Origin of the sequence: Frateuria sp. YIM B11624 (assembly GCF_049727805.1) — a bacterium.
GTDB lineage: Bacteria > Pseudomonadota > Gammaproteobacteria > Xanthomonadales > Rhodanobacteraceae > Frateuria_A.
The window spans coordinates 30,731-56,422 of the sequence record NZ_JBCNYA010000010.1 but is presented as its reverse complement, the minus strand read 5'-3'; the positions used below and the strand labels follow the sequence as shown (position 1 = coordinate 56,422).

The 25,692-nt window shown below is 69.3% G+C and carries 19 protein-coding genes; 5 read left to right on the top strand and 14 right to left on the bottom strand.

What is annotated here, in order from left to right; genetic code table 11:
* Positions 1-166 precede the first annotated feature (166 nt).
* Positions 167-1,435 carry an NTP/NDP exchange transporter gene (locus AAIL17_RS06910; protein ID WP_424682092.1) on the top strand — a complete coding sequence of 423 codons (1,269 nt, stop codon included), beginning with the start codon at positions 167-169 and terminating at the stop codon, positions 1,433-1,435.
* A gap of 88 nt (positions 1,436-1,523) precedes the next feature.
* On the opposite strand, the gene AAIL17_RS06905 is transcribed toward AAIL17_RS06910, so the two are convergent.
* The 3 genes from AAIL17_RS06905 to mtgA form a co-directional block, all read right to left on the bottom strand.
* Positions 1,524-1,952 (bottom strand): CBS domain-containing protein, encoded by a 429-nt coding sequence (locus tag AAIL17_RS06905; RefSeq protein WP_424682091.1) that lies wholly within the window; start codon positions 1,950-1,952, stop codon positions 1,524-1,526.
* A gap of 81 nt (positions 1,953-2,033) precedes the next feature.
* Positions 2,034-2,966 carry a glycosyltransferase family 2 protein gene (locus tag AAIL17_RS06900; RefSeq protein ID WP_424682090.1) on the bottom strand — a complete coding sequence of 311 codons (933 nt, stop codon included), beginning with the start codon at positions 2,964-2,966 and terminating at the stop codon, positions 2,034-2,036.
* 4 nt (positions 2,967-2,970) lie between these two features.
* On the bottom strand, positions 2,971-3,711 hold the full coding sequence (gene mtgA / locus AAIL17_RS06895; protein ID WP_424682089.1) for a monofunctional biosynthetic peptidoglycan transglycosylase: 741 nt from the start codon (positions 3,709-3,711) through the stop codon (positions 2,971-2,973).
* Positions 3,712-3,820: 109 nt separating this feature from the next.
* Here mtgA and AAIL17_RS06890 point away from each other — a divergent pair, with 109 nt between their 5' ends.
* The gene (locus AAIL17_RS06890) at positions 3,821-4,720 is read left to right on the top strand and encodes an Hsp33 family molecular chaperone HslO (RefSeq protein ID WP_424682152.1); all 900 of its coding nucleotides are present in this window, start codon (positions 3,821-3,823) and stop codon (positions 4,718-4,720) included.
* 78 nt (positions 4,721-4,798) lie between these two features.
* Here AAIL17_RS06890 and AAIL17_RS06885 read toward each other — a convergent pair whose 3' ends face one another.
* On the bottom strand, positions 4,799-7,693 hold the full coding sequence (locus AAIL17_RS06885) for a bifunctional diguanylate cyclase/phosphodiesterase (protein WP_424682088.1): 2,895 nt from the start codon (positions 7,691-7,693) through the stop codon (positions 4,799-4,801).
* 263 nt (positions 7,694-7,956) lie between these two features.
* On the opposite strand from AAIL17_RS06885, the gene AAIL17_RS06880 reads away from it, so the two are divergent.
* A complete protein-coding gene (locus AAIL17_RS06880; RefSeq protein ID WP_424682087.1) occupies positions 7,957-8,856 on the top strand; it encodes a hypothetical protein in 900 nt (299 codons plus the stop codon).
* 101 nt (positions 8,857-8,957) lie between these two features.
* On the opposite strand, the gene AAIL17_RS06875 is transcribed toward AAIL17_RS06880, so the two are convergent.
* From AAIL17_RS06875 to AAIL17_RS06855, 5 genes are all read right to left on the bottom strand, one after another.
* Positions 8,958-9,866: a DUF4097 family beta strand repeat-containing protein gene (locus tag AAIL17_RS06875; RefSeq protein WP_424682086.1), complete on the bottom strand. Its 909-nt coding sequence runs from the start codon at positions 9,864-9,866 to the stop codon at positions 8,958-8,960.
* Between the two features lie 22 nt (positions 9,867-9,888).
* Positions 9,889-10,311 (bottom strand): hypothetical protein, encoded by a 423-nt coding sequence (locus AAIL17_RS06870; protein ID WP_424682085.1) that lies wholly within the window; start codon positions 10,309-10,311, stop codon positions 9,889-9,891.
* Positions 10,308-10,859, bottom strand: a complete 552-nt coding sequence (locus tag AAIL17_RS06865) for an RNA polymerase sigma factor (protein ID WP_424682084.1) — start codon at positions 10,857-10,859, stop codon at positions 10,308-10,310. Before AAIL17_RS06865 ends, AAIL17_RS06870 begins: the two co-directional genes overlap by 4 nt.
* Positions 10,860-11,160: 301 nt before the next feature.
* Positions 11,161-12,936 (bottom strand): phosphoenolpyruvate carboxykinase (GTP), encoded by a 1,776-nt coding sequence (locus AAIL17_RS06860; RefSeq protein WP_424682083.1) that lies wholly within the window; start codon positions 12,934-12,936, stop codon positions 11,161-11,163.
* Positions 12,937-13,065: 129 nt separating this feature from the next.
* Positions 13,066-13,644 (bottom strand): TetR/AcrR family transcriptional regulator, encoded by a 579-nt coding sequence (locus tag AAIL17_RS06855; protein WP_424682082.1) that lies wholly within the window; start codon positions 13,642-13,644, stop codon positions 13,066-13,068.
* Positions 13,645-13,780: 136 nt separating this feature from the next.
* Between AAIL17_RS06855 and AAIL17_RS06850 the strand changes: the two genes are divergently transcribed.
* Both AAIL17_RS06850 and AAIL17_RS06845 read left to right on the top strand, forming a co-directional pair.
* Complete coding sequence (locus AAIL17_RS06850; RefSeq protein WP_424682081.1) at positions 13,781-14,671, top strand: alpha/beta fold hydrolase; 891 nt, start codon at positions 13,781-13,783, stop codon at positions 14,669-14,671.
* Between the two features lies 1 nt (position 14,672).
* Positions 14,673-17,153 (top strand): acyl-CoA dehydrogenase, encoded by a 2,481-nt coding sequence (locus AAIL17_RS06845; RefSeq protein WP_424682080.1) that lies wholly within the window; start codon positions 14,673-14,675, stop codon positions 17,151-17,153.
* A gap of 209 nt (positions 17,154-17,362) precedes the next feature.
* Here the strand turns inward: AAIL17_RS06845 and AAIL17_RS06840 are convergent, their stop codons facing one another.
* The 5 genes from AAIL17_RS06840 to AAIL17_RS06820 form a co-directional block, all read right to left on the bottom strand.
* Complete coding sequence (locus AAIL17_RS06840) at positions 17,363-18,358, bottom strand: diguanylate cyclase domain-containing protein (protein ID WP_424682079.1); 996 nt, start codon at positions 18,356-18,358, stop codon at positions 17,363-17,365.
* A 118-nt stretch (positions 18,359-18,476) separates the two neighbouring features.
* Positions 18,477-22,115 (bottom strand): response regulator, encoded by a 3,639-nt coding sequence (locus tag AAIL17_RS06835; RefSeq protein WP_424682078.1) that lies wholly within the window; start codon positions 22,113-22,115, stop codon positions 18,477-18,479.
* Positions 22,116-22,175: 60 nt separating this feature from the next.
* Positions 22,176-23,060, bottom strand: a complete 885-nt coding sequence (locus AAIL17_RS06830; protein ID WP_424682077.1) for a lysostaphin resistance A-like protein — start codon at positions 23,058-23,060, stop codon at positions 22,176-22,178.
* A 116-nt stretch (positions 23,061-23,176) separates the two neighbouring features.
* Positions 23,177-24,778: a peptide chain release factor 3 gene (locus tag AAIL17_RS06825; RefSeq protein WP_424682076.1), complete on the bottom strand. Its 1,602-nt coding sequence runs from the start codon at positions 24,776-24,778 to the stop codon at positions 23,177-23,179.
* A 74-nt stretch (positions 24,779-24,852) separates the two neighbouring features.
* Positions 24,853-25,509 (bottom strand): M24 family metallopeptidase, encoded by a 657-nt coding sequence (locus AAIL17_RS06820; protein WP_424682075.1) that lies wholly within the window; start codon positions 25,507-25,509, stop codon positions 24,853-24,855.
* Positions 25,510-25,692 lie beyond the last annotated feature (183 nt).

The following is a 25,692-nucleotide window of genomic DNA, read 5'->3' as shown; positions in this document are numbered from 1 at the left end:
GATTGTGGGGCAGTTGGGTGCGGCTCACAACGAAGCGCGCGGGCATCGGGGTGGGTGATGTTCAGCAGGCGGGTCTGCCTGGTCGAGGCGTGTCGTGGCGCGAACGGCTGCGGGGCGTACCGCGCATGCTAGGCTTTGCCGCCCCCACCCCAAGGCTGGACCTCCGGTGAGCCTGCGCCCCAACGCCCACGCCGACGAAGGCAGCGGGTTGACCCTGTCCACGCTGGCCTTCTTTCTGGTGATGGCCGGCTACTACATGATCCGGCCGGTGCGCGACCAGCTCGGCGGCGCGGTCGGGTCGCAGTCGTTGCCATTGTTCTACGCGGTGACCTTCGGCGTGATGCTGGCGCTGACGCCGGTGTTCGGCTGGCTGGTCGCGCGCGTTTCGCGGCGGCGGCTGCTGGCGTGGAGCTACAGCTTCTTCATCGTCTGCCTGCTCGCCTTCGTGCCCGCGTTCGTGGCGCAGGACCGGATCGGCGCGCGCCTGCTGGGCGTGGTGTTCTACGTCTGGGTCAGCGTGTTCAACCTGTTCGTGGTGTCGCTGTTCTGGAGCTTCATGGCGGACATCTTCGCCAGCCAGCAGGCGCGGCGCGTGTTTCCACTGATCGCGCTGGGCGGCATGGCAGGGGCGATTTTCGGGCCGCTGCTGACCCGGTTGTTGGTGCGCGTGCTCGGCGTGGCCCCGTTGCTGGCGGTGTCTGCGACGACCCTAGGACTGGCGCTGGTACTGCTGCTGCGGTTGTCCGCACGCGACGAGCAGACCAGCGACAGCCGCGCTGCGCAGGGCACCGGTGGTTCGCTGTGGGCCGGCATCCGCGAGCTGTGGTCACGGCCGTTCCTGCGCTACATGGCCATGCTGATGCTGCTCGGCGACGGCATCGGCACGCTGGCCTACGCGCTGATGGCGGACTACGCCAAGGCGCATTTCGCCGACCGGGTGGCGCGCACCGCCTTCTACAACGACCTGGACCTGGCGACCAATGCGCTCGGCGCGCTGCTGCAGCTGACCCTGACGCGCTGGCTGCTGGTCCGCTTCGGCGCAGGCTGGGGCCTGGTGGTGCCGGCGCTGGTGAACATCGTGCTGCTGCTGATGGTGGCCGTGTTCGGCACCGGCGACGTGCGCCTGCTGGGCATGGCCATACCGCTGCTCGCCGTGATGCTTGCGACCACGCGCGGCTTCGCCTATGGCATGACCAAGCCGGCGGTCGATGCGCTGTACACCCGCGTGCCGCGCGAGACGCGCTACAAGGGCAAGAACTTCGTCGAGACCGCCGTGTGGCGCTTCGGCGACGTGCTGGTGACCAGCGGCGTGAGCGTGCTGGCGTGGCTTGGCGTGGGTGTGGGTGGCATGGGCCTGATCGGCGCGGGCGTGGCCACGGTCTCGGCGTGGGTGGCGCGTCGGGCCGGGCAGGCGCCGGACCTGGCCAGGGACTGAGTCAGAACTGCCCGTAGGATGGGCTTCAGCCCACCGGCCGGGTACGGTGAAGTAGCGGTGGGCTGAAGCCTACCCTACGAAGCGCCTTTCAGCTGGTGATGTAGCGCTGCAACTGCTCGATCTGCTCGGCCTGCGCGTCGATCACCGCCTTGACCAGGTCGCCGATCGAGATCACCCCAACCACGCGTCCGTCCTCGACCACCGGCAGGTGGCGCACGCGGCGCTCGGTGCACAGGCGCATGCAGTCGAACACGTCGGTTTCGGGCGAGATCGTCAGCGGCTCGCCGCTCATGATGTCGGCCACTGCCGTTTGTGCGGACGACCGGCCGCGCAGGATCACCTTGCGTGCGTAGTCGCGCTCGGACACGATCCCGGCCAGCGCGTCGCCCTTCATCACCACCAGCGCGCCGATGCGGCGTTCGGCCATCTGCCGGATCGCCTCCAGCACGGGCGCTTCGGGCGCGATGGCATAGACGTCGTTGCCCTTGCCTTCCAGCAGATGCCTGACCTGGTGCATGCCCTGGCTCCTCAGTCGGCCGCGGCCGGCCGCGTAGGGCGAGTCTAGCTCCGGTCCGTCGGCAGCGCGTCAAAGCACCGTTCAGCCCCCGCCCAGGCGTTCCTCTTCCACGAAATACAGCGGGCGCTGCTTGCTCTCGGCATAGCTGCGGCCCAGGTACTCGCCGATCACGCCCAGCGCCAGCAACTGCACGCCGCCGAGGAACAGGATCACCAGCATCAATGTCGGGTAGCCGCGCACCGGGTCGCCCCAGATCAGCGCTTTGGTGAGCACCCACAGTCCGTAGACGAAGGCCAGCAGCGAGGAGCCCAGCCCGACCCAGGTGGCCAGCCGCAGCGGTGCGCTGGAAAAGGAAGTGATGCCTTCGATCGCCAGCTGGGTCAGCCGCCAGTAGTTCCACTTGGTGCGGCCGCTGTGGCGCGGCTCGCGCTGGTAATGCACGGCGGTCTGGCGGTAGCCGATCCAGGCGAACAGGCCCTTCATGAAGCGCTGGCGCTCGCGCAGCCGGGCCAGCGCATCCAATGCGCGGCGAGAGAGCAGGCGGAAGTCGCCGGTGTCGCGCGGCAGCGGGGTGTCCGACAGCCGCTCCATCGCGCGATAGAAGCCGGCGGCGGTGAGCCGCTTGAGCCGCGTCTCGCCGGCGCGCGCGCTGCGCGTGGCGTAGACCACGTCGAAGCCGCCGCGCCATTGCGCGACCAGCTCCGGGATCAGTTCGGGCGGATCCTGCAGGTCGGCGTCGATCACCACGGCCGCGCCCTCGACGACGTGGTCCAGCCCCGCGGTGAGCGCGGCTTCCTTGCCGAAGTTGCGCGAGAGCTTCAACGCGCGTACCCGGCGGTCGCGCGCCAGCAGCGCCTCGATCGCCGCCCAGGTGCCGTCGCTGCTGCCGTCGTCAACGTAGAGCACGGCGCTGTCCAGCGCGAGCGCGTCGAGCACGCCGGTGAGGCGATCATGGAAGGCATCGAGCACGGCCGCCTCGTTGTAGGCGGGGACGACGACGGTGAGTTCGCTCATGGGTTCAGTGTCCTCGCCGCGGGCGCGGGGGATGGGTGCCGTCCAGGTAGCCGGGGCCACCGAGCTGCTGCATCTGCCGCTCGATCCATTGCGTGCGGCGCTGGACGTAGGCGCTGGGGCGGTCGGCATGCAGGCGGCGCGGGCTGGGCAGCACCGCGGCCAGGCGTGCGGCCTGTGCCGGCCCCAATCGCGACGGCGGCACGTGGAAGTAGGCTTCGCTCGCCGCGCCCACGCCGTAGATGCCATCGCCCAGCTCGGCGATGTTCATGTAGACCTCGAGGATGCGCCGCTTGGGCCAGCTCAGCTCGATCAGCACGGTGAAGTACGCTTCCAGGCCCTTGCGCACGAAGCTGCGGCCGTTCCACAGGAACAGATTCTTGGCGGTCTGCTGGCTGATCGTGCTGGCGCCGCGCAGGCGCTTGCCTTCGTCGGCGTCGTCCAGCGCGTCCTGGATCGAGTCCAGGTCGAAGCCGTGATGGAAAGGAAATTTCTGGTCCTCGCCGGCGACCATAGCGAGCGGCACATAGGGCGATACCTGCGTCCAAGGTACCCAATGCTGGCGCAACCGGAAGTCGCGTTCGCCATGCAGCCAGGCGCCCATGCGGCGCTCCATCATCACCGCCGAGGTCCACGGCGGTACGAAGCGCAGCACCAGCACCGCCAGCCAGGACAGCGCCAGCCACGACACCACCAGAATGGCGAGCGCGCGCGACAGGCGGCGGAGGGCGGTGCGCAGCGGTGGCATCGTCTTGGCGTCGACCTCGGTTTGGAAGCATGAGGAGTATAAGCGGCCCATTGTCCCGCACCCGCGCCGACCCCATCTGGTGCGATTCCTTGGTGTCGAGGTGGATTTCGTGGAAACCGTGCTTGTCGAGGACGTGCTGCATCGTTTCGTGCTGGAACGCGCCGGCGTGCGCGGCGTGCTGGTGCGCCTGGGCGCGGCATGGCGCGAGGTGGCCGCCCGTTCGGACTATCCGCAGCCGTTGCGCGAGCTGCTCGGCCAGAGCCTGGCGGCGAGCGCGCTGTTGACCGGCAACATCAAGCTGGAAGGGGCGCTCTCGATCGAGCTCAAGAGCAGTGGCGCGCTGCGCCTGCTGTTCACCGAATGCAGCGACCAGGGCCGCCTGCGCGGCCTGGCGCGCTGGAGCGATCCGCTGCCCACGCCGCTGGACCTGTCCGCGCTGCCCGGCGCGGTGATGGCGATCACCATTGGTCATGCCGAACGCGGCCAGCGCTACCAGGGCCTGGTCGAGCTTGGCCAACCGGACCTGGCCGGGGCGCTGGAAAACTACTTCCGCCTGTCCGAACAATTGCCTGCGCGCCTGCTGCTGGCCGCCGACGGCGAGCACGCGGTGGGACTGATGCTGCAGAAGCTGCCGGGCGAGGGCGGCCACGGAGCGGTCGAGGACGAGGACGCCTGGAACCGCGTGCTGCACCTGACCGGCACGCTGGGCCGCGAGGAGATGCTCTCCTCTGCCGCCGAGCAGTTGCTGTACCGGCTCTACCACGAGGAAACAGTGCGGCTGTTCGAGCCGCGCCCGTTGGCGTTCGGCTGCAGTTGCTCGCGCGAGCGGGTGGAGTCGATGCTGCGCTCGCTGGGACGCGACGAAGTGGAAGCGGCGCTGGCCGCGCGCGATGGGGAGATCGAGGTGATCTGCGAGTTCTGCGCGCAGCGCTACACCTTCGACCGGATCGATGCGGAGCACGTGTTGAGCGGCGGGGTCAGTGCGGACACGTCGACCACCTCGCAGTAAAACGTAGGGTAGGCTTCAGACCGCCACCGTCGCGACCTGTGGTGGGCTGAAGCCCACCCTACGCGGTCGTCGTTCTCGTTACGCCACGGCAGGCGTCGGGTCGGCCGGCAGCCACGCGCTGACCGGCTGCGGGCGGGCGAACAGGAAACCCTGGCCGTAGCGGCAGCCGACCCGCATCAGCGCCTGGCGCTGGTGCTCTTCCTCGATGCCCTCGGCGATCACCAGCATGTTGAGCGAATCGGCCAGCACCTGGATCGCCCGCACCACCGCCACGCCCTGGCTCTCGCCTTCGCGCGGCAGCTCGGTGATGAAGGAGCGGTCGATCTTCAGGGTCTCGAACGGGTACTGGTGCAGGTAGCTCAGCGAGGAGTAGCCGGTGCCGAAGTCGTCCAGCGCCACCCGCACGCCGCGGCTTCGCATGTTCTCGAGCATGCGCTTGACCTGCGCCGGGTTGTCCAGCAGCGCGCGCTCGGTCACCTCCACGCGCACCTGCCGCGGCGGCAGGCCGTGCTCGGCCAGCAGCGCCAGCAGTCGCGCATCGAGGTCGGGCAGGCGGAAGTGGCGGCCGGAAACGTTGATGCTGACGAAGCCGTCCTTGCCCAGGATCTGCGGCGCCTGCGCGCAGACCTGCTCGAAGATCTGCCAGTCGATGCTCTCGGCGCAGCCGGCTTCCTCGGCGATCACCAGGAACTCGCCCGGGGCGAGCAGGCCGCGATCGGGATGGTGCCAGCGCAGCAGCGCCTCGTAGCCGACGATGCGGCCGTCCTCCAGCGCCACGATGGGCTGGTAGAAGGGCACGAACTCGTTGCGCGCCAGGCCGCGGCGCAGGTCGCTCTCCAGTTCCAGCAGCGACAGCGCCTCGCGGCGCAGACGATCGTCGAACACCGCGGCGCGGTGGCGGCCTTCGTCCTTGGCGCGGTACATCGCCGCGTCGGCGTCGCGCAGCAATTCCTCCGGCTTCTGGTAATGCGGGCCGGGCAGGGCCACGCCGATCGATGCGGAGGTGAAGATCTCCTTGGCACCGAGCCGGAACGGCACCTGCAGCTCGCCGATCACGCGTTCGGCCACCGACACCGCGGTCGCCGGTTCGGCGACGCCTTCCAGCAGCACGGCGAACTCGTCGCCGCCCAGGCGCGCGACCACGTCGCGGGTCTTCAGGCAGGCGCGGATGCGGCCGCCGACCTGGAACAGCAGGTCGTCGCCGACGAGATGGCCGACCGAATCGTTGATCACCTTGAAGCGGTCCAGGTCGATGAACAGGACCGCGAAGCCGCCCTCGTCCGGTTCCGCGCGGTAGCGTTCCAACGCTTGCTCCATCCGCTGCAGCAGCAGGGTGCGGTTGGGCAGGCCGGTGAGCGAATCGTGCAGGGTCTCGTACTTGAGCCGGCGCTCGACGCGCTCGCGCTCGGCGATCTGTTCGCGCAGGTCGCGGTTGGCCAGCGCGAGCGCTCGGGTGCGCTCGGTGACGCGGCGCTCGAGGCCGGCGTAGGCCTGCTTGAGCGACTCGGCGGTGTGCTTGCGCTGCAGCGCGTTGGCGATGTGGTAGCTGACGAAGGTGAGCAGTTCCTGGTCGCGCTCGTTGTAGGTGTGCTCCGGCGTGTAACTCTGCACCGCCAGCACGCCCATCACCTTTTCGCCCCAGACCAGCGGCACGCCCAGCCAGCACAGCGAGTGCGTGCCCTGGCGCTGGATCTCGCCCAGCGAGGTCAGCCGTTCCAGTTCCCCGGAGTCGGCCAGCAGCGGCTTGCCGTGGCGCAAGACGTACTCGGTGGCGCCGCGGCCGTGCAGGCGCGGCGCCGGTGCGTTGTCGACCTCGTCCACCGAATAGGGGAAGGTCAGCTGGCCGCTGTCCTCATCGACCAGTGCGATGTAGAAGTTGCGTGCGTACAGCAGACCGCCGATGACGCGGTGTACCGCCGCGTAGAAGGTGTCCAGGCCCTCGGAGGTACTGGCCAGTTCGGCGATGCGGAACAACGCCGCCTGCAGCCGCTCGCCGCGCTGGCGCTGCAGCACCTGCTGGCGCAGCACGCGGTTGGCCTCGCGCAGGGCGGCGGTGCGGTCGGCCACGCGCCGCTCCAGCTCGGCCTGCGCCTGGCGCTTCTCCAGCGCGGCCTGCACGTGCTGGGCGACATAGCAGAGCAGCTCGCGGTCCTGCGTGGTGTACTGGGTGTCGGCGCGATAACTCTGGATCACGATGCCGCCGACCACCTTGCCTTCGCGCAGCAGCGGCACGCCGAGCCAGTGCTCGCAGTCCGGGCCGATCAGCACCAGCCGGTCGGGCACGCTGCGGTTGAGTTCTTCGATCGAACCCATCATGGCGCGCCCGCCCTTGAGCAGGTTCCAGGTCAGGCTGCGCTCCAGTTCGACCAGCGGCACGCTGCGCTCGGGCGAGGGCGGGTCGCGGTCGGCGGCGTCGGCGTAGTACGGGAAGCGCACGCTGTCGGTCGCCTCGTCGTACAGCACGATGTAGAAGTTCTCCGCGTACATCAGGCTGCCGACGATGGCGTGCAGCGAACGCATCATCTCGGCCATGTTGCGTTCGGTACCGGCCTGCTCGGCGATCGCGAACAGCGCGCGCTGCAGTCGTTCGGCCAGCGCCAGGCGGGAAATCGCCTCGTACAGCCGCGCGGTCTCGGCCTGCTGGCGCATCCGCGTGCCGGCCAGGCGGCCGAACCAGGCCAGCCGCTCGCGCAGCGGTTCGGACAGCGGCGCTTCCGGTTCCAGCACCAGCACGCGCAGGCCTTGTGGATCCTCGGCCAGTTCCAGCCGTCCGGCGGAGGCGGGCGGCTCGTCCGCGCCCAGCAGGCGCCAGCCCAGGCGGGCGCGCACGTGCCAGTCCGACAGCAGCGTTTCGTACACGGCGGCCACGCTGGCCGCGTCCGGCGCCCCGAACAGCCGCTCGACCGCCCGATGCAACGCTTCCCGGTCGGCCGGGAACGTCGCGGGCTCGCGAGTGGGGAGAGCCGGATTCATGGCAGGGTTTCAGGTTCCAAGGCAGGCCGTGGCGTGACTATATCCTGCGCCGCGGGCTTTGTCGGAGTCGGATTTGCCTTGTTTTTCATTCAGGCGGAACCGCGCCTTCACGTGATGGTCCAAACAAACGGGATATGTGCCTGGGTTCACCGTTCCGGAACGGGAGGGCCCGTCACGGGGTGTTAGGTAAACGTAAAGTAGCTATACTCCGACCCATGGCTGGCGTACGCCCAGCCGCCACTCGACGACTGCCGATCCGACCCATGCGCCGCCTGTTGCCCCTGCTGACCTTGCTGATGCCGCTTGCCGCGGCAGGGCAGTCGCTGGACGGCGATCCGCATGCGCTGGCGCAGCAGCTGCTGAGGCAGACGCCGGACCAGATGGCCGACTTCGGCCAGGGCGTCGCCGTGCCTCTGTGGCGCGGCAGCGACGGCCGGATGCTGATGCTGAAGGCCGACGCGCAATCGCCCGGCTCGGGCCAGCGGGCAGACGCGCCGCTGTCCTTCCAGGCGGTCGACGCCGGCAGCGTAATGTCCACCAACCTGCAGTACGGGCTCGATCCGCACCTGCAGATCCATGCTGGCGTCAGCGAGCACAACTGGATCTCCCGCGGTCCGCGCGTGGTCGGCAGCGAGGTCGGCGCTACTTACAATCTCGGTCGCTACAGCGTGGGCCTGAGCCTTGGCGCCGACAGCACCCCGGACCAGCGCCTGCCGCGCGTCCTTCCGGGCGCGACGCCCGGTGTCAACGGCCTGCCCGATTTCGACAGCAGCGCCCAGCTCAATGCGCGCGGCCGCGTCGCGGTCGGCGGGCAGAGCGGCATCGACCTGGGTGCCAGCGTCGGCCGCATCCGCCTGTTGCCTGGCAACGTGCTGGGCGTCAGCACGCTGGACCAGAAGGCGCTGAGCTTCGGCGTGGACCATGGTCCCCTGAGCGGCACGCTGATCGGCCGCACCATGCAGCCGGCGCTGCCCGGCGGCTACTACGGCGACAAGCGCTGGAGCAGCATCGACCTGGGCGTCACCCTGCGCCTGCCCTGGCAGGGCGAGCTGAGCATCGGTGCGCAGAACCTGTGGTCGTCCGGCTCCTCTGCGCCGACCCCCGCCGGGCCGGAACCGGACCAGTCGCGCACGCCGTACGTGCAATACCACCAGGATCTGTAAGAGACCTATACCGGGAACATGAAAAAGGCCGTCGCATGCGACGGCCTTTTTGTTTTCCTGGATTCCCCGGGTGCTCCATGGCGGACGGCTGGCCCTGCGCCTCACTGTCCCTTGCGGATGCGCAGGTCGCCGCTGAAGGTTTCGACGTGGATGCGGCCCTTGCTGCCGCCCACCTCGGCGCTGAGTTCGCTGCCCGGGCCGTGGTCGTGCTCGCTGACCTGGCCAAAATCGCTGCGCAGGTCGCCGCTGAAGCTGCTGGCGTGGATCGAGGCCGACAGGCTGGAGGGCACCTGGATCTGCACGTCGCCGCTCATGCTGTCGATGTCGATGCTGCCTTGCTCGGCCGGCCCGCCGTTGAGCTGCACGTCGCCGGACACCGTGCTCAGGTCGAACTTCTTCCATGGCCCGCCGCTGGCCTGGATGCGCCCGGAGACGGTCTGCAGGTCGGCGGTGGAGCCCAGCGCAGGAGCCAGGATGTCGCCGCTGACCGTCTGCAGGTCGGCACGCTCGGCGTGGCCGGACTGCTGCACGGTGCCGCTCACGCTCTCGACCGAGAGACTGGGCGTGCGGGCGTCGATACGCACGCGGCCGCTGACCGAGTTGACCGAGATCTCGCCGCCGTCCATGCCGTCGATGCCCAGCGGTGCGCTGACCACTTCCACGTCCAGCGATGCACCCTTGGGTACGTGCAGGTCGAGGGTGCTGGCGCCCATCGAATTGTCGCCATGCCAGTTGAACCAGCCGTTGGAGCCGTCGCCCTTGGGCTTGACCTTGATCTCGAGGTCGCCATTGTCGCCTTCGATGGCAAGCGGGGCGGCGCCCTCGCCAAGCGTGCCGGTCACCTGTACCTGGTTGCGGTCCCAGGCGGTGATGGTCACCTGGCCCTTGACGTTGCTCACGCTGATGCGCGCATTGGGCGTGGCCGCGTGGGTCAGGTTGATCGGCGTGTCGGCCAGCGCCTGGCCGATGCACAGGGCGAGCAGCAGGGGAAGATAGCGTACGGTCTTCATGGGGTGACTCCTCAAGGGTTGCTCAGCCTGCCTGCTGGTCGAGCTGGCGCAGCCGCGATTGCTGTTGGCGGGTGCGCGACAGGAGTCGCTGCAGTGCCGGTGAATTGGGGGCCTGTTCCAGCGCCTGCCTGAGCTCGATGCGCGCGGCGTCGAGTTCGATCGCCGCGCCGGCGAGGCGCGGATCGCCAGGCTTCCACGGCGCCTGGGTGGCGGCCGTTGCAGTGGTTCGCGGTTGGTCGAGCACTTCGCCCTGACGCAGGCTCAGGCCCACCGCGAGCAGGCTCAGGCCGGCGAAGCTGGCGGCAAGCAGCCAGCCCGGGCGCGAACTCGTGCGCGCCGGTGCGGCCGGCTCCAGCGTGGCGTCGATGCGCGTCCACAGGTCGCTGCGGGGCGCGACCGGCGTGCGAAGTTCGCGCAACTGGCGACGCCATTCGAATTCGTTCATGACGGTTCTCCGGGTTCGAGCATCCGGCGCAGCAGCCCGCGGGCACGGTGCAATTGCGCCTTGGACGTACCGACGGCCATGTCCAGTTCGCTGGCGATTTCCTCGTGGCGCCAGCCTTCCACGTCGTGCAATACCAGCACCGCGCGGGCGCGGGGCGGCAGTTTGGCGATGGCGCGTTCCAGCTCCTCGCGCTCGGCGGCGCAGAAGGGGACTTCGCCATGGTCGGGCAGGTCGTCCTCGTCCATGAAGCCGACCGGTTGCGCGCCGCGCGAGCGGATGTCCATCAGCGCCACGTTCACCGCCAGCCGGTAAAGCCAGGTGCCGAAGGCGCTTTCGTGGCGGAAGTCGGCAAGCTTCTGCCAGGCGCGCACGAACGCGTCCTGGGTCAGGTCCTCGGCACGCGCATGGTCGTAGCCGGCCAGCCGGTACACCGCGCCGTAGACGCGGTCGACGTGCTGGCGGTACAGCCGCTGGAATGCCTGGCGATCGCCCCGCGCCGCGGCGCGCGCGTCATCGGCGTCGGACCACGCAATGGGCGGTGGCGGCATCGGGCTTCCGGTGGCGAGGCAGGCGGTCTCCATCTTGCCAGCTTGGATGCGCCGAGATGGTGGAGCGTTTAAAGCATGTGCTCCCTTTCCCTCCGGGGAGAGGGAGCGCGATTGCGGCGAGCGGCGGCCGTCCGATGTGCGAGGCCTTGCTTACTTCAAGCGCCCTCATCAGCGTCTTTCCCAAGAGTGGCTCCTCACCCAAACCCTCTCCCCGGAGGGAGAGGGAGCTGGAAGGCGTCCGGGCAAGTGAAGGCCTGGTGGATTCCAGGCGCAACTGGGCCTCCCAGGGAGGCCCGGAGGCTCAGGCCGTGGCGGCGCGGGGTGCGGTGTCGGCGGCCAGGGCGCTGGCCACGCGCTGCTGCTCCTGGCGCAGGCGCTCGGGCAGGCGCGGGGCGAAGCTGTCCAGGTATTCGCCGATGGCGTCGAGTTCGGCCTGCCAGCCGGCGGTGTCGATGCCGAGCAGTTCGCTGCCCGCCTCGCGCGACAGGTTCACGCCGTCGAGCTTCAGCTCGCCCTCGGCCGGCACGATGCCGACCGGCGTCTCCACGCCGCGCGCCTTGCCGTCGACGCGGTTGATCATCCACTCCAGCACGCGCAGGTTCTCGCCGAAACCCGGCCACAGGAACTTGCCGTCCTTGCCCTTGCGGAACCAGTTGACGTGGAAGATCTTCGGCAGCTTCATGCCCGGCTGGTCGAACGAAAGCCAGTGCGCGAAGTAGTCGCCGTAGTGGTAGCCGCAGAACGGCTTCATCGCCATCGAGTCGCGGCGCAGCACGCCGACCGCGCCGGTGGCGGCGGCGGTGGTTTCCGAACCCATCGCAGCACCCATCAGCACGCCGTGTGCCCAGTCGCGCGCCTCCATCACCAGCGGCAGCAGCGAGGGGCGGCGGCCGCCGAAGACGATCGCGCTGATCGGCACGCCCTGCGCGTCCTCGGCCTTCTCCGACCAGGTCGGACACTGCTTCGCGCTGACCGTGAAGCGCGAGTTCGGGTGCGCGGCCGGGCCATTGGCCGGATCGTACGGACGGCCCTGCCAGTCGGTGACCGGCGTGCCGGGCAGCCCTTCCCACCAGGGCTGGTTGTCCGCGGTGACCGCGACATTGGTGAAGATGGTGTCGCGCGAAATGCTCTTGAGTGCGTTCGGGTTGGTGTCGTTGCTGGTGCCCGGCGCCACGCCGAAGAAGCCGGCTTCCGGGTTGATCGCGTACAGGCGGCCGTCCGCGCCCGGGCGCATCCAGCAGATGTCGTCGCCGACCGTCCACACCTTCCAGCCGTCCCTGCGGTAGCCCTCCGGCGGAATCAGCATGGCCAGGTTGGTCTTGCCGCAGGCCGAGGGGAAGGCGGCGGCGATGTAGTGCGTTTCGCCCTGCGGGTTCTCGATGCCCACGATCAGCATGTGCTCGGCCAGCCAACCTTCATCGCGGGCCTGGTTGCAGGCGATGCGCAGGGCGTGGCACTTCTTGCCCAGCAGCGCGTTGCCGCCATAGCCGGAGCCGTACGACTTGATCGTGCGCTCCTCAGGGAAGTGCATGATGAAGCGGCGCTCGGGGTCGAGCTCGCCGGTGGAATGCAGGCCTTTCACGAACGCACCTTCGCGCTCGATGCGCTCCTGCGCCGCCGCGCCCATGCGCGTCATGATGCGCATGTTGGCGACCACGTACGGGCTGTCGGTGATCTCCACGCCGCAGCGCGACAGCGGCGAGTCGATCGGACCCATGCAGTACGGGATCACGTACATGGTGCGACCTTCCATGCAGCCGTCGAACAGCGCGTCGATCTTGGCGTGCGCCTCGGCCGGGGCCATCCAGTGGTTGTTCGGGCCGGCGTCTTCCTGCTTCTCGTGGCAGACGAAGGTGAGGTGCTCCACGCGCGCCACGTCGGACGGGTTGGAGCGGTGCAGGTAGCAGCCCGGATGGGTTTCCTGGTTGAGCTCGATCAGGGTGCCGTCGGCCAGCATCTCCTTGACCAGTTGCTGGTATTCGGCCTGCGAGCCGTCGCACCAGTGGATCTTCGCCGGCCGCGTGCGCGCCGCCACCTCGTTCACCCAGCGCTCGAGCGCTTCCAGCTTGCTGGCCATGGTGTTCCTCTTCAAGGTCTTAGGAAAAAAGGGTTCCGGAACGCTAGTTTGCGTGCACTGGTATTGCAAGGTTGAGTGCAGCAAAAGGCGCACGGAAACGTGCGCGCACCGCGGCCCCTGACCGGTTTATCAGGCAGGAATCAATGTCGCGATCATGTGTTCCACGTAGGCGTCGAAGTCCTCGTGGCTGATGCGCGGAAGGCCGAGCGTGAAATTGAGTTGAAGGAAGCCGACATAGGCGGCGTAGGTCAGCCGTGCGCGGTTGAGCGCCTCGGCCGGCGGCAGGCCCGCCTCGCGGAAGGCGGTGGCGAGGAACTCGGTGCGCCGCTGCGACACGCGCGCCATCACCGGAACCACCAGCGGATGGTCCAGTGCCTTGAGTAGCGCCGCGTACACGCGGTGCGGCTGCACCTCGTGGGCGACGCGGCGGAACAGTTCCGGCAGGCGCTCGCGCGGATCGGGAATGGCCTCGATCTGCGCGATTACTTCGCGTTCGCCGTACTGCTCCCAGCGTTCCAGCGCCGCCTGCAGCAGCGCCTCGCGGGTGCGGAAGTGCCAGTAGAAGCTGCCCTTGGTCACGCCCAGCCGGCGCGCCAGCGCTTCCACCGCCAGCGCCCCGACGCCCTGTTCGGCGATCAGGACCAGGGCGGCGTCTTCCCAGTTCTCGGCGGACAGGCGCGTACGTTCGGGCTTGCTGCTGGCATTCATTGGCGCATGGTAGCGCTTGTGGGCCGGACGGCGACAGGCGCGAGGCGGGCGGATGGCCCGCGGGCAAGCCGCTGTGCCGCAAGGGCGGGGGATCCGGGAAGGCGGTTGACGGGTCTTCCGTCGCCAATCCATACTCATGCGTATGGTTTCCGTCCAGACAAGCAGGTTCCCCAGCCACGACGGCCTCCCGCTGGCCGTCGACGAGCGCGGCACAGGTGCGCCCACGCTGCTGTTCGCGCACGGCTTCGGCCAGACCCGCGGCGCGTGGAAAGGTGCCGCCGACGCACTGGCGGCGCGCGGCTGCCGTTGCGTGACGTTCGACAGCCGCGGCCACGGCGAGAGCGGCCGGGTGGCGGGCGGCGATTATCACATCGAGCAATTCGCCGGCGACCTGCACGCGCTCGCGCTGGCGCAGCCGGAACCGCCGGTCCTGGTCGGCGCCTCGATGGGCGGCCTGCTGGGCCTGGTGCTGGCGGGCGAGGCGCGGCCGGCGCCGTTCCGGGCGCTGGTTCTGGTCGACATCACGCCGCGCTGGGAGGCGGCCGGGGTCGAGCGCATCCTGGCCTTCATGCAGGCCCATCCGGACGGCTTTGCCGACTACGCCGAGGCGGCCGAGCAGATCGCCGCCTACCTGCCGCAGCGGCGCGAACGCAAGCGCGAGGACCAGCTCAAGCCATTGCTGCGCGAAGGCGACGACGGCCGCCTGCGCTGGCACTGGGATCCGGCGCTGCTCGCGGGCGTGGTGCGCGAGAGCGAGCGCTACCAGCCACGCCTGCTTGCCGCCGCGGCGCGCGTGGACGTGCCGGTGCTGCTGCTCTCGGGCGAGCGCAGCGACGTGGTCTCGCGCGAGACCGTGGCCGAGTTCCTCAGGCTGGTGCCACACGCGCGCCACGTGGAAGTGCAGGGCGCCACGCACATGCTCGCCGGCGACGCGAACGACGCCTTTACGCGCGAGATTGCCGCCTTCGTCCAAGATGTTTTCCCGGGTGGCGCCGCGCGCCCGGCCATTCCGCAAGAGGTGCATTGACATGTCCGCGTTCCTGACCCTGCTGGCGGCGCTCGTCGCGACCGGCGCCTGCGCCTACCACCGCACCAGCCTGCGCACCTGGGCGATCGCCACGGTGGCGGCCACGCTGGTCGTCGGCCTGCTGACCGGCGCCTGGGCGACGATGATCGTGCTGCTCGTCATCGAGCTGCTGATCGCCGTGCCGCTGCTGATGCCGACCTTCCGCCGGCGCCAGATCAGCGCGCCGCTGCTGAAGATGTTCGCCCGTGCCACGCCCACGCTGTCGGCTACCGAGCAGACCGCGCTCGAAGCCGGCACGGTCGGTTTCGAGGGCGAGCTGTTCTCCGGCAAGCCGGACTGGAAGCAGCTCCTGAAGCAGCCGAAGCCGGAGCTGAGCACCGAGGAGCAGGCTTTTCTCGACGGCCCGGTGGAAGAACTCTGCGCGATGATCGACGACTGGCAGATCACCCACGAGCTGGGCGACCTTCCGCCGGAGGTCTGGGATTTCATCAAGAAGAACAAGTTCTTCGGCATGATCATTCCCAAGCAGTACGGCGGCCTGCAGTTCTCTGCGCTAGCGCATTCGGCGGTGCTGCAGAAGCTGTCGACGGCGTCGGCGACGGTGTCCTCCACGGTGGCCGTGCCCAATTCGCTGGGTCCGGCCGAGCTGCTGCTGCACTATGGCACCGAGGAGCAGAAGAACCACTACCTGCCGCGCCTGGCGGTCGGTGAGGAGATTCCCTGCTTCGCGCTGACCGGCCCCTACGCCGGCTCCGACGCCACCTCGATTCCCGACTACGGCATCGTCTGCAAGCAGGTGGTCGACGGCGTCGAGACGGTGGGCGTGAAGCTCACCTTCGACAAGCGCTACATCACGCTGGCGCCGATCGCCACGGTGATCGGCCTGGCCTTCCGCCTGTACGACCCCGAGCACCTGCTGGGCGAGACCGAGGATCTGGGCATCACGCTGGCGCTGTTGCCGCGCTCGACCCCGGGCTTGCAGATCGGCCGTCGCCACTTCCCGCTCAACATCCCGTTCCAGAACGGCCCGATCCACGGCAAGGACGTGTTCGCGCCGATGTCGACGCTGATCGGCGGGCCGAAGATGGCCGGCCACGGCTGGCGCATGCTGGTCGAGGTGCTCTCGGTCGGCCGCGCCATCTCGCTGCCCTCCAACGCCACCGGCGCCATGCGCGCCTCGGCCGCCTCGACCGGCGCCTACGCGCGCATGCGCAAGCAGTTCGGCCTGGCGATCGCCCGCTTCGAGGGCGTGGAGGAAGCGCTGGCGCGCATCGGCGGCCTGACCTACGCCACCGCGGCGCTCTCGCGCGCCACCGCGGCCGCCGTCGACCGCGGCGAGAAGCCGGCGGTGACCTCCGCGATCGCCAAGTACCACGCCACCGAATGGGCGCGCCAGGTCGCCGGCGACACCATGGACGTGCACGGCGGCAAGGCGGTGCAGCTGGGCCCGAAGAACTACGCCGCGCGCGGCTGGGAGAGCGTGCCGATCGCGATCACCGTGGAAGGCGCGAACATCATGACGCGCAGCCTGATGATCTTCGGCCAGGGCGCGATCCGCTGCCACCCGTACGTGCTCAAGGAAATGCAGGCATTGTCCATCGCCGACTACGGCGAGAAGCTGCGCACGTTCGACCGGTTGCTGTTCGGCCACATCGGCTTCGGCATCTCCAACGCCGTGCGCAGCCTGGTGCTGGGCCTCACCGGAGCCTCGATCGGGCAGAGCGCCGGCGACGCCTACACGCGCCGCTTCTACCGCAAGCTCGACCGCTACTCGGCTGCGCTGGCGCTGTGCGCCGACGTGTTCATGGGCGTGCTGGGCGGCAAGCTGAAGTTCAAGGAGAAGCTCTCGGCGCGCCTGGGCGACGTGCTGTCGTACCTCTACATCGCAAGCTCCATGCTCAAGCGCTACGAGGACACCGGCCGCCCGGAGGCCGACCGCCCGCTGCTGGCCTGGGCCTTCCACGAGTGCATGTGGCGCACGCAGATGGCGCTCGACGGCGCGATCCGCAACTTCCCGCTCAAGCCGGTCGGTTTCCTGCTGCGCGTGCTGGTGTTTCCGTTCGGCCGCCGCGAGGTGCCGCCGTCGGACCGCCTGGGCCGCCGCGTGGCCGCCATCCTGACCGCCCCGGGCGAGGCGCGCGACCGGCTGGTCGACTGGGTCTACCTCACGCCCACGCCGAACAACACCATCGGCCGCATGAACGCGCTGCTGCCCGACGTGATCGCCGCCGAGCCGGTCGAGCGCAAGTTCGGCAAGGCGCTCAAGGCCGGCCAGTTGCAGGCGCACGACTACGAGGGCCAACTGGCCGAGGCGGTGCGCGAGGGCGTGCTCACCGAGGCCGAGGCCGCGCTGCTCAAGCGCGTGCGCGACGGCGTCTTCGAGTTCATCTCGGTGGACGATTTCGACTCGTCCGAGTTGGGGGCGAAGGTCACCCGTGCGGATCGCAGGCACGAGGCCGAGCCGCAGAAGCGGATCGCCTGAGCAAGCCATGACGCTGAAGCCCTCTCCGCGGAGGGGAGAGGGTTGGGTGAGGGGCCGGGGCTCGCGAGGATGCGGACGCTTTGCCGATACATGCTCACCAAAAAAGCTCCGCAGGCAGGTCCTTTCCCCGCAAGAGCGACCCCTCACCCCAACCCTCTCCCCGGAGGGGAGAGGGAGCATGCGTGGCAAGAGTGAGTTGTGAAGCGGCGTCAGGCCGCCAGCACGCAGCGGTTCTTGCCACTTTCCTTGGCCTGGTACAGCGCCCGGTCCGCCGCCTGGATCAGCGCTTCGTCTCCCGCCGTTTCCGCCGTCCACAGCGCAATGCCGATGCTGGCACTGACGTGCGCCACGACGCTGCCCTGTGCCGACACCAGTGGATAAGGCTCGGCCAGGCGGGCGCCGAGTTCATCGCAGCGCTTCATCAGTACGGGCACGTCCTCGATTTCGCTCACGATGAGCGCGAACTCGTCGCCGCCCAGTCGCGCCACCGTGTCCTCCGTGCGCAGGTTGAGCCTCAGCCGCGCGGCGATCGCCTGCAGCAGCGCGTCGCCGGCCGGATGGCCGTGGCGGTCGTTGACGCCCTTGAAGCCGTCGATGTCCAGCAGCGCCAGCGCAAAGCGCTGCCCACTGGCGGTGGCGTGCCGCATGGCAGCCCCCAGCCGGTCGTGGAACAGCGTGCGGTTGGGCAGGCCGGTGAGCATGTCGTGGGTGGCCTGGTGGCGCACCTGCGCCTCGACTCGCTCGCGCTCGGCGATCTCCATCTGCAGCTGGTCGTTGCGCTCGGACAGCTCCTCCAGCGTCTGTTCCAGCTTCACGCGCGCGGCGTACAGATCCAGGAATACCCGCACCTTCGATTGCAGGATCAGGTCGTTGACCGGCTTGGCGACGTAGTCGACGGCGCCGTGGCGATAGCCCTTGAGGCGGTCCACGTCGTCGACGTAGGCGGCGGTGACGAAGATGATCGGCGTATCCCTGAACTGGTCGTCCTGGCTGAGCAGGGCCGCGACCTCGAAGCCGTCCATGCCGGGCATGTTGACGTCGAGCAGGATCAGCGCGAACTCGTGGTCCAGGCACAACGCCAACGCCTCGTTGCCGCTGGCCGCCTCGTACAGTTCCGCGCCGCTGCGTGCGAGCAGGCGGCGCATCGCCACCCGGTTGGCGAAGGTATCGTCGACCATCAGGATCTTCGGTGCGGTCGTGGTCATCAGGCGCGCTTCGGTCACCTTCCGGTTGCTTGCCTGGATCATAGCCACGGAGGTCGGCAGTGCGCTGAACGGGTTCGCGCTTTGCGGCAGCCGCCCTGGTTCGCAGGGCTTGCCGCCGCTAGCCCTGCAGCCAGGCCTGGACCATCGTGGCCAGCCTGCCGGTGTCGATGGGCTTGGAGAGGTAGTCGTTGGCTCCGGTCTGCAGGCACTTCTCGCGATCGCCGGGCATCGCCCGCGCGGTGAGCGCGATGATCGGCAGCCGCGCGCGCCCGTCCTGGCTGCGGATCGCGCGGATCGTTTCGTAGCCGTCCATGCCCGGCATCATGATGTCCATCAGCACCAGTGCGATGTCCTCGCGCTCGGACAGCACGCGCAGCGCCTTGGGCCCGTCCGCGGCCATGCTCACCTCCAGGCCCCAGCCGCGCATGACCTTCGAGAGCGCGAACAGGTTGCGCATGTCGTCGTCGACCAGCAGCACGTGACGGCCGCTGAGCGACGCGGGCAGGGTGGTGCCGGCGGGCGACGATGCACGCGGTACACGCGCCTCATCGCTGGCCGATGCGGGGTCCGTCGGCTGGCCGATGGCGTGCAGGAACTGGCCGACCTCCTCGCGCAGCCGCTCCGGCGAGCGCGCGCCCTTGAGCACGATGGCGTCGGTGTATTGGCGCAGGTGACGGCTGTCCTCCGCGCCGAGCTCGCGGCCGGTGTAGACCACCACCGGCGGCAGGCCGTCGGGGCGGTCGGCCAGCCGGTCCAGCAACTGCATGCCGGACATGCCGGGGAGGCCCAGGTCGAGCACGATGCAGTCGTAGCGCTGTTGCGCGGTGCGCTCGAGCGCCTCCTCGGCGGAGCCGGCTTCGTCGATGACGACCTGGTAGCCGCCCAGCAGATGGCGTACGGCGTGGCGTGCGTCGGCATCGTCGTCCACCACCAGCAGCCGGCCGTGGCGGCCATCCAGCAGGCGCTCGAACGCGTTGGCGATCGCCTCGCGCGTTACCGGCTTGGTGAGGAAGCCGACCGCGCCCAGTTCGCGCGCGCGGCCGGCGCCTTCGGCCGAGGAGATGAAGTGCACCGGCACCGCGCGCGTGGCGGGGTCGGCGCGCAGCCGCTCGAATACCGCCCAGCCATCCATGCCCGGCAGCGCGACGTCGAGCAGCACGCCGCTGGGCGGGTGTTCGCGTGCCAGCGCCAGGCCGCTTTCGCCGTCGGCCGCCAGCAGCACGCGGCAACCCTTGCGATGCAGCATGTCGGCGAGGATCCGCGCGAACGCGGGATCGTCCTCGATCACCAGCACGCTGGCCTCGCCCGGGCGCAGGTCGGCGCGGTCGTCGTCCACCAGGCCGGGGGGCGCGACGGTGCGCGCAGGACGCGGCTCGACCGTGACAGGCATGGCCGCCGGCGCGTGCTCGGGCAGCAGCACGGTGAAGGTGCTGCCCTGGCCCGGCTCGCTCGCCAGTGTGATGGCGCCGCCCAGCAGTTCGCAGATGCGCCGGCAGATCGCCAGCCCGAGGCCGGTGCCGCCGTAATGGCGGCTGGTGCTGGCGTCGACCTGCTCGAAGGCGTTGAACACGCGCTGGTGCTTTTCCGGCGCGATGCCGATGCCGGTATCGCGCACGCTGATCGCCACCAGCGGCTGGCCGGCCAGTTCGATCGGCACGGCCAGGTCCGCATCGGCCCGGCTGATACGCAGGTGCACGCCGCCGCTGGCGGTGAACTTGAAGGCGTTGCCGAGCAGGTTGTTGGCCACCTGTTCCAGCCGCGCGCCATCGGTGTCCAGCACGGCGGGCGCGTCCGGCTCGACGGTGAGGGTGAAGTCCAGTCCCTTTTCCTGCGCCACGTGGTTGAAGGTGCGCCGCAGCGTGCGCGCGAAGTCGGCCAGGCGCAGCGGCTCGACGATCAGGTCCATCTTGCCGGCTTCGATCTTGGACAGGTCCAGGATGTCGTTGATCAGCCGCAGCAGGTGGCTGCCGGCGTCGTGGATGATGCGGGCCGACTCGACCTGCTCCTCGTCGAGGTTGCCGCCCTCGTTCTCGGCGAGGCTGCGCGAGAGGATCAGCAGGCTGTTGAGCGGCGTGCGCAGCTCGTGCGACATGTTGGCCAGGAAGTCGGACTTGTACTGGCTGGCGCGGGCCAGCTCGCCGGCCTTCAGCTCGGTGTCGCGCTGCAGCTCTTCCAGCACGTGGCGCTGCAGGTCGAGGCTGGCGGTGGTGTCGCGCAGCTCCTCGTTCGAGGCCTGCAGTTCCGCCGCCTGCCGGCGCAGTTCCTCCTCCGAGGCGATCAGGCGCTGCGACTGTTCTTCCAGCTCCAGCGTCTTGGCGTGCAATGCGTCGTTGCTCTGGCGCAGTACGTCCTTCTGCTGGCGCATCAGCAGTTCGGACGTGCGCAGGTCATCGGCCTGCTCGCGGGTCTGCTCGAGCAGTTGCCGGGTGTCGATCGCGCGGGTGAGGTTTTCCTGCGTCAGCGAAACCTGCGGCAGCAGTTCGTCGAGCAGTTCACGCGCGCGGCCGGCGATCGGCGCGAAGCCGGCCAGTTCGATCACGCCGGTCACGGCGCCCAGATAGATCACCGGCAGCACCGTGACCCGCGTGGGTACGGCCTCGCCGCTGCCGGAGTGGATGCGCGGGTAATCGGCGGGCACCTCCAGCTCGATCGGCTTGCCCTCCAGCAGGCACTGGCCGACCAGGCCCTCGCCGGGCGCATGGCGCGAGGGCGCCTGCGCCGGCGGCGCCAGGCCGTAGCTGCCGATCCGTTCCAGTTGCCCGGATGGCGGCTCGTGCAGGTAGTAGATCGCGATGCCCACGCCCACCAGCGGCGCCAGCTCGCTCGTGAGGCAGCGGCCGAAGTCGTGATAGCTGGAGGCCTGCTGCAGCCGCTGCGCGATGCGCGAGGAGTGCGACTTCACCCAGTCCTGCCGGTCCAGGTCGAGCATCACCTGCTTGAAAACCTCCAGCGCCCGCGCGATCTCGCCGATCTCGTCGCGTCGGCCCAGCCGGGTGATCACCACGCTGGGATCGCGCCGCGCCAACTGGTTCATGATGTCGGTGGTCTGGCGCAGCGGGCGGATCACCGTGAGGAAGGTCAGTCGCAGCACGTAGAGGCCGAACAGCAGGCCGGCGACCACCGCCAGGATGTTGATGATGCGCAGGGTGCGCAGGGTGCCGCTGAGCGCGGCGTTGCGCTCGGCCAGCATGGATCGCTCGGTGGCGGCCATCTGCGCCAGCGCGGCCGTGATGTCTGGCGAGCCTACCTTGCGCTGGGCGAGGTAGGCGCTGCGGATCTGCAGGCGCTGCGCCAGCGTGGCGGCCGGGTCACGGGCAGGCAGCGCGCGCAGCGGCTGGATGATCAGGCGGTCGGCTTCGTCGGCCCATTGCGCCACCTGTCCCTGCAGGTCGTCCAGGCGTGCCAGTTGCACGGGATTGTCGTCCATCAGGACGCGCAGCCTGGTGATGCTGTGGTCCAGTTGCGGGCGTGCCTGCTGCCAGGCGGCCAGTTCGGTCGGATCGGGCGACAGCACGTAACCGCGCGCGGCGATCAATCCCTGCTGGCTGGCCTGCTGGGCCTGGTCCAGGGCCAGCAGCACGTCATAGGTGTGCTGCGCCCAGCGGCGGGTCTGTTCCTGCTGGCGCAGCGTGGCCAGCGTGGCCAGGCTGGTCAGCAGGAACAGGCCCAGCAGCGGGCAGATCGCCAGCAGGATCTTGTAGCGGCCGGGCAGGTTGGCCAGCCAGGAATGCCGATGGGACGCCTGCGTTGCTGCCATGCTGTTTACCGGTCCGTCGCGGAGGGCGGTCCAGCTTAGCGTCGGCCGGTTGGGCGTGCGTCAACGCCGCCAGCGCGGCGGCACCAGCTTGCCCTGGCGCAGCGCGACCGCTAGCAGCGCTATCGAAGCCAGCGAGCACAGTGCCAGCGCGACCACCGACGCCTCCGCGCCGAACACGCCGCCGCTCAGCCAGTCCGGCCCGCTGCGGGTGGACACCAGCCAGCCGTCCGCCCGGGTGCCCGAGACGGGAATGCCGTAGACCGTGCCCTGCATGAAGTTCCAGGCCGCGTGCAGGCCGATGCACACCCACAGCGAGCGGGTGACCAGGTAGATCAGCGCCAGCAGGACACCGGCCTCGATGGCGATCGCCAGCCCGGCCCACAGCGTGGCGCCCGGGTTGTTCAGGTGCGCGGCACCGAAGAACAGCGCCGAAAACAGCAACGCCATCCAGCTGCCCAGGCCTTCCTCGACGATGCGGTAGAGCACGCCGCGGCAGATGATCTCCTCGCCGATGCCGGCGCCCAATCCCACCGTCATCGCGGCGAGAATCCAGTGCGCATCCGGGTCGACGGCGACGACGTGGTAGCTGCCCAGCAGCCACAGCACGCCCACGACGGCGCTGAACAGCAGGGCGCCTGCAGCCAGGCCGAGCGCACCGTCGGGCGCGAGACGGCGCAGCGCCAGTTCGCGGACCGGGCGCCGCTCGATCAGCTTCACCAGCAGCAGGTAGGCGACCAGCGGCACCATGGCCCGGAAGCCCAGCCCGAGCAGGCCCGCGGCGACCAGGTTGTCGGCCGGTGGGTGCGGGATGATCCAGAAGACCATGCTGGCCGCCAGCACCAGTGCGGCGAAGAACACGATGCGCGCCAGCGGCGAGAACACCAGCCAGCGTTGCCAGCCGGCCGCCTGGGCAGGCGTGGTGAAGGCGAGTTGGTAGCCGTGCATGCGATTCCCCCTGGGTTGGAGGGCGCACGCTAGCAGTGCACCCAACAGGTGCCCAGTGGAGGAGGTCATGCGGCGGCCGCCGCTGGCATGGGCGGCGCGAGGGGACAAGGGACGGGCTACACCTCGACCGAGGCGGCGTGCTCGCGCGTGGCCGAGAAGCGCACCTGCGGCCAGCGCTCCTGCGCCAGTTGCAGGTTGACCCGCGAGGGCGCGAGATAGACCAGCTCTCCCGCCGCGTCGATGCCGAGGTTCATCGCGTTCTTCTCGCGGAATTCCTCCAACTTGTTCGCATCATCGCAGTGCACCCAGCGCGCGGTGACCACGCCGACCGGGTCGAACGAGGCGTCCACGCCGTACTCGTCCTTCAGCCGGTAGGCGACCACGTCGAACTGCAGCACGCCCACCGCGCCCAGCACCAGGTCGTTGCTCATCAGCGGGCGGAAGAACTGCGTGGCGCCTTCCTCCGACAACTGCGCCAGGCCCTTCTGCAGCGCCTTCATCTTCAAGGGATCGCGCAGGCGCGCGCGGCGGAACAACTCCGGCGCGAAGTTCGGGATGCCGGTGAAGCTGATCGGCTCGCCCTCGGTGAAGGTGTCGCCGATGGAGATGGTGCCGTGGTTGTGCAGGCCGATCACGTCGCCGGGGTAGGCGCTCTCGACGATCTCGCGGTCGGAGGCCATGAAGGTCAGCGCGTTGGCGATGCGCACCTCCTTGCCGGTACGCGTCTGGATCATCTTCATGCCGGCCGAATAGGTGCCCGAGCACACGCGCATGAAGGCCACGCGGTCGCGATGCGCCGGGTCCATGTTCGCCTGGATCTTGAACACGAAGCCGGTCAGCTTCTCCTCCTCCGGCTGGATCTCGCGGCTCAGCGTGGCGCGCACGCGCGGACCGGGCGCATGCTCGACGAAGAAGTCCAGCAGCAACTGCACGCCGAAGTTGTTGACCGCCGAGCCGAAGAACACCGGCGTCAGCTTGCCTGCCTGGTACTGCGCAAGGTCGAACGGGTTGGACGCGCCCTGCACCAGCTCCAGCTCGTCGCGCAGTTCGGCCAGCATGTCTGCGCCGACCGCCGCTTCCAGCCCCGGCGCGTCCAGGCCCTTGAAGATGGTCGAATCCTGGCGGGTGAAGTTCCTGCCCTGCTCGAACACGTGCACTTCGTCGAGCAACAGGTGATACACGCCCTTCAGGCGCTTGCCCATGCCGATCGGCCAGGTCACCGGCGTGCAGGCGATGCCGAGCACCGACTCCACCTCGTCCAGCAGCTCGATCGGCGAGCGGCCCTCGCGGTCGAGCTTGTTGATGAAGGTCATGATCGGCGTGTCGCGCAGGCGGCACACCTCCATCAGCTTGATCGTGCGCTCCTCCACGCCCTTGGCGCAGTCGATCACCATCAGCGCCGAATCCACCGCGGTGAGCACGCGGTAGGTGTCCTCGGAGAAGTCCGCGTGGCCCGGGGTGTCGAGCAGGTTGACGATCTTGCCCTCGTAGGGGAACTGCATCACCGAGGAGGTCACCGAGATGCCGCGCTCCTTCTCCAGCGCCATCCAGTCGGAGGTCGCGTGGCGCGCGGCCTTGCGGCCCTTCACCGAGCCGGCCATCTGGATCGCGCCGCCGAACAGCAGCAGCTTCTCGGTCAGCGTGGTCTTGCCCGCGTCAGGATGGCTGACGATGGCGAAGGTGCGGCGGCGGCGGGTTTCGGAGAGGTGCGTGGACATGCGGCAGGGCGGACTTTGGATGCGAACCGCGCATTGTACCGCGGCCGGCGCCCTCTCCCTTCCGGGGAGTGGGCTCAAGCGGTGAGCAGATCCTCGTAGAACGCTCCGAACGGCTCGGTCGGATGCGCGATCTGGATCTCCAGCACCCACAGCCCCGATGTCGGCCTGCCATCCAGCGTGCCCAGGTCGCCGCCCTTGTGTACCGAATGGGGATAGTCGCTGAGCCGATGCCCCTTGATCGCGTGATTGAAGCGCCAGCCCGTCGCTTCGGCGCGTTCCGCTGCGAAGTCGTACAGCGCGCGGCCGCTCAGGCCCTGCGTGCGCCAGGCCTGCGCCACCTCGTCGAACAGGCAGCGGGCAGCCTCCGCGCAGGCGCGTCGTTCCGGCGCCTCGCCGATCACGAAGGTGTCGCCCACGTCGCCTTCGTGGCCGTCGAACACCAGGCCGAGGTCGATGAAACAGATGTCGTTCTCGCCCAGTCGTACCGAAGGATCGGAACGCTGCCGATACGTCTTGAGCGTGTTCGCACCGATGCGGATCAACAGCGGATGCCACAACCGCTGCACGCCCAGTTCCTCGAACACCTGCATGGCCTCGGCCCTGGCTTCCTCCTCGCTGATGCCCGGGCGCATGCGCTCGCGGATGCCGCGCAGGGCGGCCCAGCACTGCGCACGGGCGTGCTGCATCCGGGCGGGGTCGAAGCGCGCGCCGACGGCTTCGCGGTGGTTCATGGGCGATGTCCTGCAGGGGGAAACCATCATGGCAGGAGTGCGCCCGACGCGCCTGCCGGCGGTTCGCCTGGCGTGACGCCGGCTTGATCCGCCGTTAGCAGAGGCCGGCGTAGCGTGCGCGCGCCGGGTTCGGAATGCGGTCGACAGGGGCGGGCGGGAAGCAACCCCGGCCATAACCAACCT

Bases quoted from the DNA above. Each gene is read 5' to 3' on its own strand.
- AAIL17_RS06905 (WP_424682091.1), bottom strand. From the start codon at position 1,952: ATGCACCAGGTCAGGCATCTGCTGGAAGGCAAGGGCAACGACGTCTAT.
- AAIL17_RS06900 (WP_424682090.1), bottom strand. From the start codon at position 2,966: ATGAGCGAACTCACCGTCGTCGTCCCCGCCTACAACGAGGCGGCCGTG.
- mtgA (WP_424682089.1), bottom strand. From the start codon at position 3,711: ATGCCACCGCTGCGCACCGCCCTCCGCCGCCTGTCGCGCGCGCTCGCC.
- AAIL17_RS06885 (WP_424682088.1), bottom strand. From the start codon at position 7,693: ATGAATCCGGCTCTCCCCACTCGCGAGCCCGCGACGTTCCCGGCCGAC.
- AAIL17_RS06880 (WP_424682087.1), top strand. From the start codon at position 7,957: ATGCGCCGCCTGTTGCCCCTGCTGACCTTGCTGATGCCGCTTGCCGCG.
- AAIL17_RS06875 (WP_424682086.1), bottom strand. From the start codon at position 9,866: ATGAAGACCGTACGCTATCTTCCCCTGCTGCTCGCCCTGTGCATCGGC.
- AAIL17_RS06870 (WP_424682085.1), bottom strand. From the start codon at position 10,311: ATGAACGAATTCGAATGGCGTCGCCAGTTGCGCGAACTTCGCACGCCG.
- AAIL17_RS06865 (WP_424682084.1), bottom strand. From the start codon at position 10,859: ATGCCGCCACCGCCCATTGCGTGGTCCGACGCCGATGACGCGCGCGCC.
- AAIL17_RS06860 (WP_424682083.1), bottom strand. From the start codon at position 12,936: ATGGCCAGCAAGCTGGAAGCGCTCGAGCGCTGGGTGAACGAGGTGGCG.
- AAIL17_RS06855 (WP_424682082.1), bottom strand. From the start codon at position 13,644: ATGAATGCCAGCAGCAAGCCCGAACGTACGCGCCTGTCCGCCGAGAAC.
- AAIL17_RS06850 (WP_424682081.1), top strand. From the start codon at position 13,781: ATGCGTATGGTTTCCGTCCAGACAAGCAGGTTCCCCAGCCACGACGGC.
- AAIL17_RS06845 (WP_424682080.1), top strand. From the start codon at position 14,673: ATGTCCGCGTTCCTGACCCTGCTGGCGGCGCTCGTCGCGACCGGCGCC.
- AAIL17_RS06840 (WP_424682079.1), bottom strand. From the start codon at position 18,358: ATGACCACGACCGCACCGAAGATCCTGATGGTCGACGATACCTTCGCC.
- AAIL17_RS06835 (WP_424682078.1), bottom strand. From the start codon at position 22,115: ATGGCAGCAACGCAGGCGTCCCATCGGCATTCCTGGCTGGCCAACCTG.
- AAIL17_RS06830 (WP_424682077.1), bottom strand. From the start codon at position 23,060: ATGCACGGCTACCAACTCGCCTTCACCACGCCTGCCCAGGCGGCCGGC.
- AAIL17_RS06825 (WP_424682076.1), bottom strand. From the start codon at position 24,778: ATGTCCACGCACCTCTCCGAAACCCGCCGCCGCCGCACCTTCGCCATC.
- AAIL17_RS06820 (WP_424682075.1), bottom strand. From the start codon at position 25,509: ATGAACCACCGCGAAGCCGTCGGCGCGCGCTTCGACCCCGCCCGGATG.